At 67.1% G+C, this 14,799-nt stretch carries 13 protein-coding genes; 5 read left to right on the top strand and 8 right to left on the bottom strand.

Going from position 1 to position 14,799, the window contains the following annotated elements:
* Window positions 1-118 precede the first annotated feature (118 nt).
* Window positions 119-796 carry a Fe2+-dependent dioxygenase gene (locus QPK32_RS07625; RefSeq protein WP_290412178.1) on the bottom strand — a complete coding sequence of 226 codons (678 nt, stop codon included), beginning with the start codon at window positions 794-796 and terminating at the stop codon, window positions 119-121.
* A gap of 222 nt (window positions 797-1,018) precedes the next feature.
* Between QPK32_RS07625 and QPK32_RS07620 the strand changes: the two genes are divergently transcribed.
* Window positions 1,019-2,269: a DUF2863 family protein gene (locus QPK32_RS07620; protein WP_290412177.1), complete on the top strand. Its 1,251-nt coding sequence runs from the start codon at window positions 1,019-1,021 to the stop codon at window positions 2,267-2,269.
* A 109-nt stretch (window positions 2,270-2,378) separates the two neighbouring features.
* Here QPK32_RS07620 and QPK32_RS07615 read toward each other — a convergent pair whose 3' ends face one another.
* The 7 genes from QPK32_RS07615 to QPK32_RS07585 all read right to left on the bottom strand — a co-directional run bounded on the left by QPK32_RS07615 (window position 2,379) and on the right by QPK32_RS07585 (window position 10,067).
* Window positions 2,379-4,016 carry a hypothetical protein gene (locus QPK32_RS07615; protein WP_290412176.1) on the bottom strand — a complete coding sequence of 546 codons (1,638 nt, stop codon included), beginning with the start codon at window positions 4,014-4,016 and terminating at the stop codon, window positions 2,379-2,381.
* A 290-nt stretch (window positions 4,017-4,306) separates the two neighbouring features.
* A complete protein-coding gene (locus QPK32_RS07610; RefSeq protein ID WP_290412175.1) occupies window positions 4,307-6,025 on the bottom strand; it encodes an FAD-dependent oxidoreductase in 1,719 nt (572 codons plus the stop codon).
* A 163-nt stretch (window positions 6,026-6,188) separates the two neighbouring features.
* Entirely contained in the window at window positions 6,189-7,346 is a 1,158-nt protein-coding gene (locus QPK32_RS07605) for a serine hydrolase (protein ID WP_290412174.1), read from the bottom strand.
* A complete protein-coding gene (locus QPK32_RS07600) occupies window positions 7,343-7,819 on the bottom strand; it encodes a CYTH domain-containing protein (RefSeq protein ID WP_290412173.1) in 477 nt (158 codons plus the stop codon). Before QPK32_RS07600 ends, QPK32_RS07605 begins: the two co-directional genes overlap by 4 nt.
* Window positions 7,820-7,830: 11 nt before the next feature.
* The gene (locus QPK32_RS07595; protein WP_290412172.1) at window positions 7,831-8,955 is read right to left on the bottom strand and encodes a M14-type cytosolic carboxypeptidase; all 1,125 of its coding nucleotides are present in this window, start codon (window positions 8,953-8,955) and stop codon (window positions 7,831-7,833) included.
* A gap of 252 nt (window positions 8,956-9,207) precedes the next feature.
* Window positions 9,208-9,576, bottom strand: coding sequence for a hypothetical protein (locus QPK32_RS07590; RefSeq protein ID WP_290412171.1), 369 nt, complete (start codon window positions 9,574-9,576; stop codon window positions 9,208-9,210).
* A gap of 185 nt (window positions 9,577-9,761) precedes the next feature.
* Window positions 9,762-10,067, bottom strand: a complete 306-nt coding sequence (locus QPK32_RS07585; RefSeq protein ID WP_308632461.1) for a KGG domain-containing protein — start codon at window positions 10,065-10,067, stop codon at window positions 9,762-9,764.
* A 278-nt stretch (window positions 10,068-10,345) separates the two neighbouring features.
* Between QPK32_RS07585 and QPK32_RS07580 the strand changes: the two genes are divergently transcribed.
* The 4 genes from QPK32_RS07580 to QPK32_RS07565 all read left to right on the top strand — a co-directional run bounded on the left by QPK32_RS07580 (window position 10,346) and on the right by QPK32_RS07565 (window position 14,784).
* Complete coding sequence (locus tag QPK32_RS07580; protein ID WP_290412170.1) at window positions 10,346-11,335, top strand: hypothetical protein; 990 nt, start codon at window positions 10,346-10,348, stop codon at window positions 11,333-11,335.
* A gap of 234 nt (window positions 11,336-11,569) precedes the next feature.
* On the top strand, window positions 11,570-12,574 hold the full coding sequence (locus tag QPK32_RS07575; protein ID WP_290412169.1) for a glycosyltransferase family 4 protein: 1,005 nt from the start codon (window positions 11,570-11,572) through the stop codon (window positions 12,572-12,574).
* Window positions 12,575-12,580: 6 nt separating this feature from the next.
* Window positions 12,581-13,936, top strand: coding sequence for a glycosyltransferase (locus tag QPK32_RS07570; RefSeq protein ID WP_290412168.1), 1,356 nt, complete (start codon window positions 12,581-12,583; stop codon window positions 13,934-13,936).
* Window positions 13,933-14,784: an SDR family oxidoreductase gene (locus QPK32_RS07565; RefSeq protein ID WP_290412167.1), complete on the top strand. Its 852-nt coding sequence runs from the start codon at window positions 13,933-13,935 to the stop codon at window positions 14,782-14,784. The genes QPK32_RS07570 and QPK32_RS07565 overlap by 4 nt, the downstream gene beginning before the upstream one ends.
* Window positions 14,785-14,799: the final 15 nt, after the last annotated feature.

The following is a 14,799-nucleotide window of genomic DNA, read 5'->3' as shown; positions in this document are numbered from 1 at the left end:
ATTACGCTTTCGCAGCTTGACAGGCAAGACGGTATCTACGTTACGTTGTCGGTCCCATATGTTGGCGTCCCCGACCGTAGGGTGGGCATCACATGCCCACCATCGCGCCGTCGCGACATCAGATCTCCGCCCATTGCCGCAACAGGTTGTGATAATGCCCCGTCAAGCCGACGAGCTCCGGCACGTCCCCATGCTTGCCGCGCAGCGACTGGATATTGGCATCGAGCTCGTACAGCATCGAACGCTGCCAGTCGTCGCGCACCATGCTCTGCACCCACAGGAAGGATGCCACGCGCTCGCCGCCCGTCACCGGCTGGACCTGGTGGATACTCGTCGACGGATAGACGATGGCATCGCCCGCCGGCAGCTTGACCTCGTGCGTGCCGTAGGTGTCGATCACGGTCAGCTCGCCGCCCTCGTATTCCTCCGGCTCGCTCAGGAACACGGTGCAGGACACGTCCGAGCGCACGGGCGCTGCGCCGCGGTTGACGCGGATGGCGCCGTCGACGTGCGGACCGTAGTGCTCGCCGCCCGCGTAGCTGTTGAAGTAAGGCGGCAGGATGCGCAGCGGCAGCACCGCGGCGAAGAACAGCGGATTGCCCATCAGCGCCGCGCTGACGATCTGGCCCAGCTCCAGCGCCAACGGCGAACCTTCGGCCAGCTGGCGGTTGCGCTTGACCCGGGCGCCCTGCTCGCCCACGCTGGCGCGGCCGTCGATCCAGTCGCTGGCGCGCAGCCTGGCGCGCATCGCCTCCACCTGGTCCGGACGCAACACGCCCGGGATATGCAGCATCATGATCGCTTCCTTTACACCAATACAAATGAGAATTATTCGCATTATGCGCGCCGTTTTCCCATTCGGCAAGTAGGGTCTTGCGCCGGGATTGCCCGTCTGTCACAGGGGTGTGGCCGAATCAACTACAATAACGGGGATAAAGGATTATCATGATCCTTTGGACCTTCGGTCCATCATCAAGCAATCGATTCCAATCACTACCGAAGAGACTCCTCTAGCGCTATGCGTCGCCCCTCCAAAGACTCACCCAAACTATCGGCAGAAAGCCAGCGTCTCGTCAGCATCAGCAACGCCATCGTGCAGGCTGCCAGCCGCGTCGAAGAACGGACCTGGGAACGCAACCTCCACCTGCAGCTGCAGAAGCTGCTCAAGTCCAACCACCAGGACAGCATCGACGCCGCCCTGAACGTCCTGTTCAAGGGCGACCTGGCCGTGTACGACGTGCTGATGGATGGCGTGGAAGCCGTCAGCGAGTCCTCGACCATGACCGAACAGGGCGCCGACGGCGCCGACGTCACCTGGCAAGCCCTGCTGGTTGCCGCGCCGGTCCTGGCGTGGACCCGCTTCTCGATCCCGTCCGGCACCATTCCGAACGACATCCTGTCGGCCCTGTCGGCCCATTTCTCGGCCCACCTGCTGGCCGAAGGCACCCAGGTCGCCATCGCGCCCACGCTGTACTCGATCGACCAGCTGCCGCGCACCCATGCCGAGACCTATGCATTGACCCACAAGCTGGCCCAGGCCGCGCACAAGGGCAGCGGCAACATCAAGCCGGCCGCGCCCGGTCCGGACACCTCGCAGTTCCTGGCCGACACGCGCTACCTGATCGCCGCCATCGTCGCGCCCGTGGGCGCCCCGCTGTTCCGCTGGCAGGAACCGCAGCACCACGTGAATTTCGAAGCCGAACGCACGCATGCGCTGGAACAATGGCGCGCCCAGGCCGGTCCCAACATCGCACGCCTGCTGCCGGGCTGCGGCGTCGACCTGCTGCTGCCGGAAGCGTATTACGTGGCCTGCCGCGAGGCCGACAAGGACATCCGTCCCGTCTCGATCCGCGCGGCCGTCCACTACCTCACCAACACGCTGGGCGTGGAACCGGGCGACCTGCGCGCCGTCGTGGCGGGCTTCGGCGACGAGGCCAGCGACAACCAGGTCGACGAATACCGCGTCGGCTTCACGCTGCGCCAGTCGTCGGACGTGGTGTACGGCATCGTCTGGCCCCTGTACGGCCAGGAAGACGAGGAAGGCACGCCGATGGAAGGCACGGTGCCCGCCCGTCCGCTGGCGCCGATCGACGAGATCGTGGGACACCTGAACGAGGTCGGCATCGCCCACGTCAAGCGCATCGGCGAACGCTACGTCGCCGAATACTGCGACGATTGCGGCGCGCCGCTGTTCGCGGACCCGACCGGCGAGCTGGTGCATGCAGAAATGCCGGAGGATACGCCGGCGGGGTCGGAGCACTTCCACTAAGAACCTGCACGTCGTCCCCGCGCGGAAGGCCGGCGGGGACGGTGCGCAGGGTTGCTCCAGGCAGGCCGGAGCGCCAGGTTCGCCGGCGGGCGCCTTACGGCATGAATCGTTACCTCGACCAGACAGTCGCGCCGCTTGGACTGACGAGCGCCAACACGCCGGAGTCCTTCAAGATCAGATATGCCACGGCCTGGCCATTCGTATTACTGGCCCAGACCGGCGATCCGGCGGCAGTGTATAAAACAAGATTGCCATCGCCCTGCATGTACAAGACGGTACCGCCTTTGCCTTGGGTATTGGCGGCCCAGACGACCGCGCCCGAAGCGGCATAGGTCACCAGATTACCGTCACCTTGCAATTCCAGGCGATACTGGCCATTGGTCGACACGATGCGCTGGCCCGTCCTCAGAGCTACGCCCGCTCGCAGGCTGTTCGTGGTCGTAGGGCTTGCATCTTGCAGGGGATCGCCGGGCATGGTGGCCACGAGTGCGCGCTCTCCTTTCAGCATGCGGCTTGCTTCGCCCATCAAGCGCAGGTACCAGTCGCTTGGCACGGCCTCACCGTCGGCATCGAGCGTCAGGAACTTGCCCGTCGACGGCACCTGGCTGGCGTTCTCCGCAATCTTGTACATCGCAGTGCCTTCGTCGACTTCGTCGAACATGGCCACATACACCATATTGGCGCCAGCGGCCTGGGCGTTGTAGGCTTGACGCCAAAAGAAGCGGCCGCCCCTGCGTGGAATCTGATTCAACGGAGAGCTGCCCTTTGTCAGGTTCCACCAAGAAAAACCGGGCCACACCACCGGCATATAGGCGATGCTGCTCCCCTTGAGCGCAGCAAGGTCCGGAGCAATCCTGTTGGTACGGAAGTCATCGGCGCCACCATCGTCACCGAATCGCCCCACCGCCCACGGACTGATGACATCCGCACTGCGGTAAGCGGCAACCCAATCCGCGGAGTGGTTTCTCCAGTCCGTATCGACCCCCAGCATGACGGTGGCGCGGTATTGCACCGGTGCGGCCGATTTAAACCAATTGATCAGGTCCTTGAGCTGTGCGGGCGAACCCGGCCGGTCGCTAAAGCCGAACCCCCAGATCGACACCACCGGTAGGCCGTTGTGGCGCAGATAACGGTCGCTTTGCGTAATCCTGAGGTCATCGACCAGGTGCATCCAGTCGCGCTTGATATCATCAGCGACCGTGTTTGCGTTACCGCCGGATATATCGTACATATTGGCGAAAACACGTCCATACTTTTCGGACGCGTTGCGCACGTTTTGAAGCACCGTGTCCCGTACCTGGGGCATGGCCACCGCTTCGCTGATGAAGCGTTGCACAAACACGCCGTCGATCTGGTAATCCTGCATCCATTTGACATGTCGCTCGACGGTGACCTGTTTATACGCGCTATACAAACCCGCGTTTTTGCCATCGCGGTAGCTGAACGACGTTGCCTCGAGCTCGGACGGGCTCAGTTCCCTCATGTCAGGCCACATGTCGAAGGTAATGTTGGAGGCGTTGGGCGTTTGACCTGCCCAATGGCGCCAGCCAGCGCCGCTACCGTCATTGCCGGTCATGAACCAGCCTTGGTAGCCGGCCATGACTTTCTTGTCGAGCGTGCTGGCATCGACCACGGGGGCGGTTGACGCCGTCGCTGCGATGGCCAGCATCCCGACCGCTGAAAACAGCGCTGAGGCAGCGAGCCGGCGCAGGCGGCGCTGTACTACTTTCGACAAGAGCACTTGCATGGTCGTATCCTGACATTAAACGGCGTTCCGATTCAATAAACACCGGCACCATCATGAAAGCCGACCTACTGCGCACTGATCGGTCTTTGCGGATCGATTACCGGGCCAGAGCTTGATCCGGCTTTCACTTCCATCTGCGCTTGCAGCGATCGCGAAAACGCGTGGGCAGGATGGAGGTGTTTTAGGATACAAGGATCATATTATTAATATGATACAATCCAGTAACAAGAGGCGCAAAAACGGAGCGCCTCGCTGGGACGACGTTGCTTTATGCAAAGGTCTAAACTGTTTTAAGCGGCTTCGGCTTTCACCTGCGCCTGCTCGGCCAGGAACGCATGAATCTGCGACACCACAGCCGCCCCCTCTCCCGCCGCCGCGGCCACGCGCTTGGTCGAGCCGGCCCGCAGGTCTCCCACCGCGAACACGCCCTGCACGCTGGTCTCCAGGTCGCGCCCGCCGTGCGTGCCGGTGGCGTCGAAGCCCGTCAGCACGAAGCCCTTGCGGTCGAGCTCGACGCCGCATTCGCGCAGCCAGTCGCTGTTGGGGTCGGCGCCGATGAACAGGAACAGGAAATTGGTGTCGAACACGACGGGCGCGCCGCCGTTGCGGCTGCGGCAGCGCACGCGGCTCAGGCCGGAATCGTCGCCTTCCAGCGCGGCCAGTTCCAGGTGGGTGTGCAGCTGGATGTTGGCCGTCGCGGAGATGCGTTCGATCAGGTAGCTCGACATGCTCGCTTCCAGGCCGGGACCGCGCACCATCAGGTGCACCGTCTCGGCATGGGCCGACAGGTAGACGGCGGCCTGGCCCGCCGAGTTGCCGCCGCCGACCAGCACCACGGCCTTCTTGCGGCACATCTTGGCTTCCACCGGGGAAGCCCAGTAGTACACGCCGCGTCCCTCGTAGCGCCCCAGGTCGGACAGGTCCGGCTTGCGGTAGCGCGCGCCCGTGGCCAGCACGACGCTGCGCGCCTGCACGCAGGTGCCGTCGTCGAGTTCCACGCGCAGCGGCCGTTCGCTGCACAGCAGGCGCATGGCCGGCGCGGGAATGGCGACCTCGGCCCCGAACTTCATCGCCTGCACGTAGGCGCGGCTGACCAGCGCATGGCCGGAGATACCGGTCGGGAAGCCGAAGAAATTCTCGATGCGTGCGCTGGCGCCGGCCTGGCCGCCGTAGGCGCGCTGGTCCAGCACCATCACCGACAAGCCTTCCGAGGCGGCATACACGGCCGTCGCCAGGCCGGCGGGACCGGCGCCGGCGACCAGCACGTCGTAGATCATCTCGCGGCGGATGCGCGGCAGCGTGCCGAGGAAACGGCCCACTTCGGCCAGGCTCGGGTTCTTCAGCACGAAGCCGTCGGGCAAGGCGACCAGGGGCCAGTCCGTCTCGGTGTTCCAGTGCTCGCGCACCAGCTGCGCCGCATCCGGATCGGACGCGGGGTCGCGCCGCGTGTACGGCTGGCCGTTACGCGACAGGAAGTTCTCGAGTTCGAACACGCGCGGATGGCCGGGCGGACCGACCAGGATCGGACCGCTCGGCTGCTCGCCGATGAGGCGCGCGCGGCGCAGCAGGAAGGCGCGCATCACGCGTTCGCCCAGCATCGCCTCGCCCATCAGCAGGGCGCGCAGCGCTTCCGGGTCCAGCACGAGGGCATCCAGCTCGCCCTCGGCCACGCCGTCGACCAGGGGCGGCCTTCCGGACAACTGGGCCACTTCGCCGCTGAACTGGCCGGGGCCGTAGAGATTGACGTCGACGCGGTGGCCCAGCGCATTGCTGCGGCTGCAGCGCAGGCTGCCGGACAGCACGACGATCATGCCCGGCGAGTCGACCAGGGCGCGGAACACGGTCTCGCCGTCGTGCCAGTGGCGTTCGGTGGCGAAGCGGCGGATGCGCTTGATGTCGTCCTCGCCGAGGACCGGATACAGCTGGTGGCCGCGCGATGCCAGGTCGATCAGGTAGCGCGGATCGATGACGGAAGGTTCGGGGCTGGAATCGGTGGCGTTGTCGGTCATGGCTGTCTCGTGTGCTCGCGATGAGGATCATCGGACCGGCGATGCCCGCGCCTGCTACGGTGAACAGGCAGACGCACGCCAGCTTAATTGGATTGCAAGCAGCATGGTAATGCAAGCAGGGGAAGAAACAACCTATACCCAAGGATGGGTGGACATCGCGGCGTCACTGCTTGCGGATCGCCTCGATCACGCGGCGCGAGAATTCCGCCGTATTGCCCGCATGCCAGCGCCACACGACGACCAGGTCGTGCTCGGGAGAAATGACGATGTCGTTGCTGCCCGCACCCAGCGCCGCATAGGCCGTCGGCGGCAGGCCCGGCAGGTTCTTGCCCTTCGTGTTGAGCCAGAACAGGTAGCCGTAGTCGGGCCCGTGTTCGCTCGGCAGCAGTGCCGCCTTCACATAGTCCGGCGGCAGGATCTGCCTGCCCGCCCAATTGCCGCCGCGCAGCCACAGGTAGCCGAAGCGCGCCATGTCCCAGGAATCGATCCACATGCCGCCGCCCCAGCGCGTGCCGCCGCTGACCGAGGGCACGAGCTTGCCATCCAGTTCAACATAGCTATTGGTGTACGGCACCCACTTCCACGTGCCGGAAGCACCGATCGGATCCATCACCTCGCGCTGGAACACGTCCGGCACCGATGCGCCGAACACGCGCAGCAGCGACAGCGCCAGGCGGTTGATGCGCACGTCGTTGTACTCGTAGTGATGGCCCGGCGCCTCGAGGGCGCGCGGCTTGCGCTCGCCGGCGCCGAACGCGTCCTTGCCGACGAAGTCCGCGTTCTTGCCCCACAGGCTGCCTTCCCACTCCGTTTCCTGCTGCAGGTGCTGCTTCCACGTGACCTGAGCATTGCGGGCGGACGCGTAGCCGCCGTCGTGCACGGTCTTACCGACGGGCGCGTCGAGGTCGGCGATTTTGCCGTCGCGCACGGCGATGCCCGTTACCGTCGACAGCATGCTTTTCGCCACCGAATAAGTCGGGTCGACGAAGTGCGTATCGCCGAACTCGGCCACGACATAGCCCTTGTAGACGACGAGGCCGTTGGTGGCCGCGCGCCGCGTCGGCAGCGAGCCGAGCGGCTGGCCGAAGGTCTGCTGCTGGTCGGAGAAGTCGCGCGCGCGGGTCGTCTCGTGCGCCTGCGCGAAAGCGACCGCGGCCGCCAGCTTGTCCGCGTCCATGCCCAGCTCGGCCGGCGTCTTGCGTGCCCACTGCCCGGCTGGCGGGAAGTAAGGAGCGGCCTGGGCCGCGGCGGATGCCGGCAGCACACTGGCGACCAGGATGGCGGCCACGAGGGCCAGGGCGCTGCGGCGGCTCGCGATCATGCTTCGTCTTTCCACGCCGAGTAGGGATGGCGGATCAGGCTGGAGTTGTAGTAGCGCTTGTCGCCCGTGACTTCCCGGCCGATCCAGTCGGGCTTGTCGAATGCCTCGTCTTCCGCGCCCAGCTCGATCTCGGCCACGACGAGGCCCGCGTTCAGGCCCAGGAACTCGTCGACTTCCCAGACGTGGCCGGCATGCTCGATGCGGTGGCGGACCTTCTCGACGAGCGGCTGCTCGCACAGGCCGTCCAGCAGTTCCGCCGCGTCGGGCACCGGGATGTCGTACTCCCACTCGCCGCGGCTGGCGCCCGTGCTTTTCCCCTTGACGGTGATCACGGCGCGCTCGCCCTCGATGCGCACGCGCACCGTGCGCACGGCGTCGGCGACCAGGTAGCCCTGGCGCATCAGCGTGGGCGTGCCCAGGCCGCGCCAGCCGTCGCCCGCGAGCAGGAACTTGCGTTCGATCTCGATGCCCATGGCCAGCTCGCTCAGTCGTCCAGCGACAGCAGGATCGGCTGCAGCATCGCCGCGCCCAGCGCAGCGGAACGCGCGCCGTTCCAGCCGACGTGGGCGTCCGGCAGGTTGGCGTTGTCCTTGAACGGCATTTCCAGCGTCAGCGACAGGCACTTGAAGGTGTGGCCGATGTACTTCGAAGCCAGCGTCAGCAGTTCCTCGTTGTACTTGCTGGCGGCATAGCCATAGGTCTTCTGGAAGTCCGGGCTGGAGGCCATGTAGCGGTCGATGAAGGCGTTCTGGGCCGCCAGGCGCTCGGGCGTGAAGTCGGCCAGCATCTCGGAACCGGCCACGAAGTTGTAGGGCAGCGCTTCGTCGCCATGGATGTCGAAGAACATGTCGACGCCGGTCGCGTGGATCTGCTCCTTCACGCACAGCACTTCCGGGCTGCGCTCGCGCGACGGCGTCATCCATTCGCGGTTCAGGTTGGCGCCGGCCGCGTTGGTGCGCAGGTTGCCGCGCACGGAACCGTCCGGGTTCATGTTCGGCACGACGTAGAACACGCAGCGCTGCAGCAGCTTCCTGGCCACCGGGTTGGCGTCGTCCAGCAGCGCATCCAGCATGCCCTCGACGAACCACTCGGCCATGGTCTCGCCGGGGTGCTGGCGCGCGATCACCCAGATCTTCTTCTCGGCCTGCGGGTTGCCGACGACCACCAGGTTCATGTCGCGGCCGTCGACCGTGGTGCCGATATCGTGCACGCGCGCGATCGGATTCTCGGCCACTTCGCCCAGCAGGCGCAGGTGGCGTTCCCAGGTGTAGGGCTCGAAATAGGCGTAGTAGATGCTGTCCAGCGCCGGCGTGTGCTCGACAGTCATGACCTGGCCGTCGAAGCTGGTCGGCACGCGGAACCAGTTCTCGGTGTCGTAGCTGGCCACGACCTGGTAGCCCTCGAAGCCCTTCGGGTAGGTGGCCTGCCCCGCGTTCAGGAAACGCATGGTGCACGCCTGGCCGCGCGCGCCTTGCAGGCGGAAGTGGAACCACTGGTGGATGTCGGCGTGCGAATCGCTGCGCAGCTTCAGGTCGATCTGGCGCGGGTCGGCGGCCTGGACGACGTCGATCGATCCGGAATCGAAAAGCTGGCTGATCTTGATGGGCATGGCTGTTCCTCTGAGAACCGTTCAAAAAAGGGATGATAGCCGATGCCCGGCATGACGAAAGCAGACGGCACCGGCGCAGGATGGTCGGAAGGCCTAGAACCTATTCCAGTAGGCGGGAGGAAGCTCATGGCGATGCATGGCAAGTGCAGGCAAGGCGCGAGGAGGCCGCGTGGCCAGCCACGCAACGACGAGCAACGCCGCTTGCGCTTGTCAGGCGCGCCAGGAGCGACTCTCGCCTGCTGGGATAGGTTCTTAAGCGTCCAGGTCGATCAGTTCTTCGCTGTAGGCCAGCATGATCTGGCGCATCAGTTCGACGTTGCTGCGGTCGAGGACGACGGTGAGATCGGGCTTGCGGTCGAGGTTGAAGGTCATGCTGATCTTGCCGGGCAAGACCTTGCACTGCACGAAGGCGGCGCGCGGGATGTTCGGATTCTGCCAGTCCCATTCGGTGATCTGCGGTCCCGGCGGCGGCGGCTGCAGCGTGGGGTCTTGGTTCACGGGGAGGTTCTTGATGAGGAAGAACACGATCGACGCCGGTACGAACACACCCACGTCGCTGGCGCCCTCCGTGGCGAAACGGACCAGCAGCAGGTTGCCGACCTTGTCGCAGGACATGGACATGGTCTTGACTTGACGAATGACCGCAGATTTCACGACGAATTCCCTATGAATAATGGTTGAAAAGCCCGGCGATTCTACCGCAAGCCATCTGGGAATTGTGTGAAAGAAAAACAAAACGGGGAGCCCGAGGCTCCCCGCTGTTCGGCAGGCTGGACGGCGCCGCCACCGTCCATCCGCGCGACGGATTACTGCTTGTTGCCGCGCGACGAGCTGCGCGACGACGAGCTGTTGGCCGACTGGCGGTTGCCGTGGCTCATGCTGCCGGCGCGGCGTGCCTCTTCCGAGGTGAACTCGTGTGCGGTGCCCTTCTCATGCGCTGCCTTGCCGCCCTGGCTGGCGATCTGACGCTGGCGCTCCGGATCCATCGATGCGAAACCGCGATTCTTGGTTCCGCCGCTTTGTTTGTTGCCCTGGTTATTTGATGCCATGATGCTATCTCTCCTCTTCGCGGTAAAAACCGCCGCGTCCTGCGGCAGGCCTGCCGATGTCATCGATTGTCACCGTTGAGCGCTCGGTCGGAAACATCTTAGGCATGCCAGATGGCTGAGACTATAGGAGCATTTCAGATGACTTTGTAGGACAACGTGAGACAGAAAATGCACTGTCGAAATACTACTTCCAGTCGCATTTCCGACCGTACACTACTCGTCAGTATTTCTCCTACATATACCCGCTGCGTCTTCCTATACTGAAGTTGCCGGCCGGCGCGCATCATGCTCTCCATGAAGCGGGCCCGGCCCGCGCTGATCCCGCTCGAAAGGAGACGATCATGGATGCAAATCAACGCAGCAGCATCAACAACCAGACCAATAACGGCGCCAACGAAAAATGGACGCCGGGTTCCGAAGGCAACACGGCCGACAAGGGCCAGCCGCTCGACCACACCTACCCGCAAGGCCTGGGCGTGGACCAGGGCAACCAGCAGCGCGACATCATGGGCAACCAGGGCCGCACGGGCGCCGACATCGTGGGCGGCAACTACGACCGCAGCCATGGCGACGACGGCACCACCATTCCCGGCGGCTCGATGGAAACCCAGATCAACGGCGGCTCCGGCGCCGTGCAGGGCATCACCGACAGCCACCAGCGCCAGATGGAACAGAAATCCGGTGCCTACGGCGTGCTGCAGCAGCCGCTCAGCGCCGGCGACCCGAACAAGGGCTACGACCTGAAGCGGGAGCGCGACATGGGACGCGACGCCGTGCGCGGCCAGATGGCATCGCAGAACCCGGCCCAACCCGACCTTCGCGCCGGCAATATGCAGGCGTCGACGCAGGGCGGCGGCATGCCGGGTCCGCGCAGCAGCTTCCCGTCGGACCCGGCAGGCTCGATGGGCAACCGCCAGTCGGTCGACCGGCCGCGCCGCTTCGTCAGCGACGGCGGCGGCATGCCGGGACCGGCCAGCCGCCCCGGCAATGCCAGCGGCAATGGCGACGTGGGCGGCCAGGAAGCCCAGCGCGGCAATACCCAGCTCGACGTGACCGGATCGCGCTCGATGGCCAACCAGCATTCGGACATCGGTGGCGTGCACGAATCGAACGACGTGGCCGGCGGCCTGCCGCGCTCGCCGGGCAATGCGGGCGCCAGCAGCGTGGACCGTCCGGGATCGCAGACCGGGCCCGGCGGCGCCGAGGGCGGCCCGCCGGCGCACGAGTCGAACGACGCCGCCGGCGGCTACCCGCGCAGCCCGGGCTATGCCAACAAGCTGCGCGGCGACCAGAACATGGACGACGATACCGGCTTCAAGCGCAAGCCCTGACGTGAACTTCAGCTGATGTTTCCCGACGTGCCGCTTGCCTCGGAGGGGCCGGCGGCACGTCCGTATCGGGCCTCCCCACACTATCCTTGACGCAGGTTCAGGCGCCCTCCTTGCGCCGGAACCCCCTTACCCTCTCCCCTGTCGAACCAGTCACATCATCGCCGTTCCACCCGATGATGCGGCCCGCCACTGCGGCGGCATCATCGATGTCATCGACCGAGCGGGGAGCCGCGAATGCGCCGACTGAACGTCCTCACCTGGCACACGCACGGCAGCTACCTGTACTACCTGTCCCACGCGCCGCACGATTTTCACGTGCTGCACAAGCCCGGCCGCCCGCCCGGCTACGGCGGGCGCTGCGGGCCATTCCCCTTCGGCCCCAACGTGCACGACCTGCCGGCCGAGCAGGCGCGCGAGCGCCGCTTCGACTGCATCCTGTTCCAGGAAGACCACCACTGGCTGCGCGACCAGCACGAACTGCTGACGCCGGCCCAGCGGGCGCTGCCGCGCATCTATCTGGAGCACGATCCTCCAGGCATCGCGCCATCGGCCACCGGTCCCGCCGGCGGCGCCGGGTCCGCCGCGACCGCCTGGCCGACCGACCTGCCCCACCTCGTCGACGATCCGGAGGTGCTGCTGGTCCATGTCACGCCATTCAACCGCTTGATGTGGAATAGCGGACGCACCCCTACCCGCGTCATCGAGCACGGCGTCGCCGTGCGCCCTTCCGTGCGCTGGCATGGCGAGCTCGCGCGCGGGCTCACGGTCACCAACCACCTGGCCCGGCGCGGGCGGCGCATGGGAGCCGACCTGTTCCAGCGCCTGCGCGACGGCGGCGACGCGCTGCCGCTGGACCTGGTCGGCATGGGTGCCGCCGACCTCGGCGGCCTGGGCGAGATCGACCATCCCGCCCTGCCGCCGTTCATGGCCGCCTACCGCTTCCTGTTCTCGCCGGTGCGCTACTCGAGCCTGAGCCTGGGCGTCATCGAGGCGATGGCGATCGGCATGCCAGTGGTGGCGCTGGCCACGGCCGAGATGGCGACGGTCATCGAGCACGGCGTGTCCGGCTTCGCCGTCACCGACGAGGACGCGCTGGCCGCCCCCATGCGCGCCCTGCTGCGCGACGCCGGACTCGCGCAGCGGCTGGGCGAGGCGGGCCGGCGCCGCGCCAGCGAACGCTTCTCGATCGCGCGCTTCAGCGCCGACTGGGACGCCGCGCTGAGGCTGGTGACGGGCTAGACCGCCATGAAGCTCATCGATCCCGCGCTTGCCGTTCCCGCCCTGCTGCCGCGCCGCGTCGCCCTGATCAGCGACCACGCGTCGCCGCTGGCGGCGCCGGGCAGCGTCGACTGCGGCGGCCAGAACGTCTACGTGGCCCAGCTGGCGCGCGAACTGGCGCTGGCCGGCTGCGAGGTCGACGTGTTCACGCGGCGCGATGCCCCGCGCCAGAAACAGGTGGTGGCCTGGCACGACGACGTGCGCATCGTGCACGTACCGGCCGGACCCGCGCGCCACGTGCCCAAGGAGCGCCTGCTGCCCTGCATGCCGGCCTTCGCGCGCTTCGTCGCGCGCTTCGCGCGCCAGCAGCGCCGCCCCTACGACATCGTGCACGCGAATTTCTTCATGTCCGGCATCGTCGCGCGCCACCTGAAGGAAGCGCTCGGCATCCCCTTCGTCATCACCTTCCACGCCCTGGGCCACGTACGCCGCCTGGCCCAGGGCGCGGCCGACGCCTTCCCGCTGGAGCGCGCCGGCATCGAGGCGGGCCTGATGCGCGCCGCCGACCGCATCGTCGCGGAATGCCAGCAGGACCGGCTGGACATGGAGACGCTGTACGGCGCCGATCCCGGGCGCATCGCCGTCGTCCCCTGCGGCTTCGACCCGGACGAACTGTGGCCGACCGACGCCGCGCAGGCGCGCGCCCTGCTCGGCCTGGAACCGGACCGCTTCACCGTGCTGCAGCTGGGGCGCATCGTGCCGCGCAAGGGCGTCGACACGGTGATCGAGGCGACCGCCGTGCTGCGCAAGCGCCACGGCGTCGATGTGCGCCTGCTGGTGGTCGGCGGCGATGCGCCGGCCGCCGCCGGGGACACGGTCGCGGCGGCCCCGGCGCCCGAGGGGCCGGCGCAGGAAGGACCCGAGCTGGCGCGCCTGCGCGCGCTGGCGGCGGCGCTCGGCATCGCCGGCCACGTGCACTTCGCCGGCCAGCGCGCGCGCAACCAGCTGCGCCACTGGTACGGCGCCGCCGACGCCTTCGCCACCACGCCCTGGTACGAGCCGTTCGGCATCACGCCCGTCGAGGCCATGGCGTGCGCGCGGCCCGTGATCGGCGCCGAGGTCGGCGGCATCAAGAGCACGGTCGTCGACGGCAGCACCGGGTTCCTCGTGCCGCCGCGCGACCCGCAGGCGCTGGCCGACCGCCTGCTGCGCCTGCAGCGCGACCCGCGGCTGGCGCGCGCGATGGGCGCCGCGGGCCTGCGGCGCGCCTGGCGCAACTACACATGGCGCACCGTCGCCCGGCAGCTCATGGCGGTGTACGCCGCCGTGCTGGCCGAGGCGCGCGCCCCGATCGACAGTCCCCGACAACAGGAGCAGGCATGACCGACAACTCCCTCGATGCGGCGCCTTCCACGGCAACGTCCGCGGCAACGTCCGCCGCAACGTCCACCGCAACGTCCGCCGCAACGTCCGCTGCCTCATTCGTCCCATCGTCCGCCCATCCCTTGCAGGGACGCGTCGCCCTCGTCACCGGTGCCGCGAGCGGCCTGGGCGCGGCGCTGGCCGCCGCGCTGGCCGAGGCCGGGGCCGACATCGTGGCCGCCGACATCCGCGCCGACGCGCTGCAGGCCAGCCTGCCGGCGCTGCGCCGGCGCGGCGTGCGCGCCACCGGCCTGGCGCTCGACGTCGCCGACCCCGGCGCCGCGCGCGCGGGCGTCCAGCGCGCGCTGGACACGATGGGCCGGCTCGACATCCTCGTCAACAATGCCGGCACCGACGTCACGCTGCCGCTGGCCGAACTGTCCGAGCAGGACTGGCAGCGCGTCATCGGCACCAACCTGAACGGGCCCTTCCTGCTGGCCAAGTATGCGGCCGCCCATATGCGCGGCAATGGTGGCAGCAACGGCGGCGACATCGTCAACATCGTCTCGACCGCCGCCAAGCGCGCCTGGCCCAATGCCTGCGCCTACCACGCCAGCAAATGGGGCCTGCTCGGCCTGTCGCACGCGCTGCACGCGGAACTGCGCCCGCACGGCATCCGCGTGACGGCGGTGGTGGCGGGCGGCATGCGCACGCCCTTCCTGCTCGACCGCTTTCCCGACCTCGACCCGGCGCGCCTGCAGGATCCCGCCGACGTGGCGCGCGCCATCCTCCATGCGCTGCTGCTGCCGCGCGACACGGTCATCGCGGAACTGACCGTGCTGCCGATGCAGGAAACCTCCTGGCCCTGAGCGCAGGGATACGCC

Origin of the sequence: Massilia sp. YIM B02763 (assembly GCF_030412015.1) — a bacterium.
Lineage (GTDB): Bacteria > Pseudomonadota > Gammaproteobacteria > Burkholderiales > Burkholderiaceae_D > Telluria.
The sequence above is the reverse complement of the archived record's forward strand: the minus strand, read 5'-3'. Positions and strand labels throughout refer to the sequence as shown.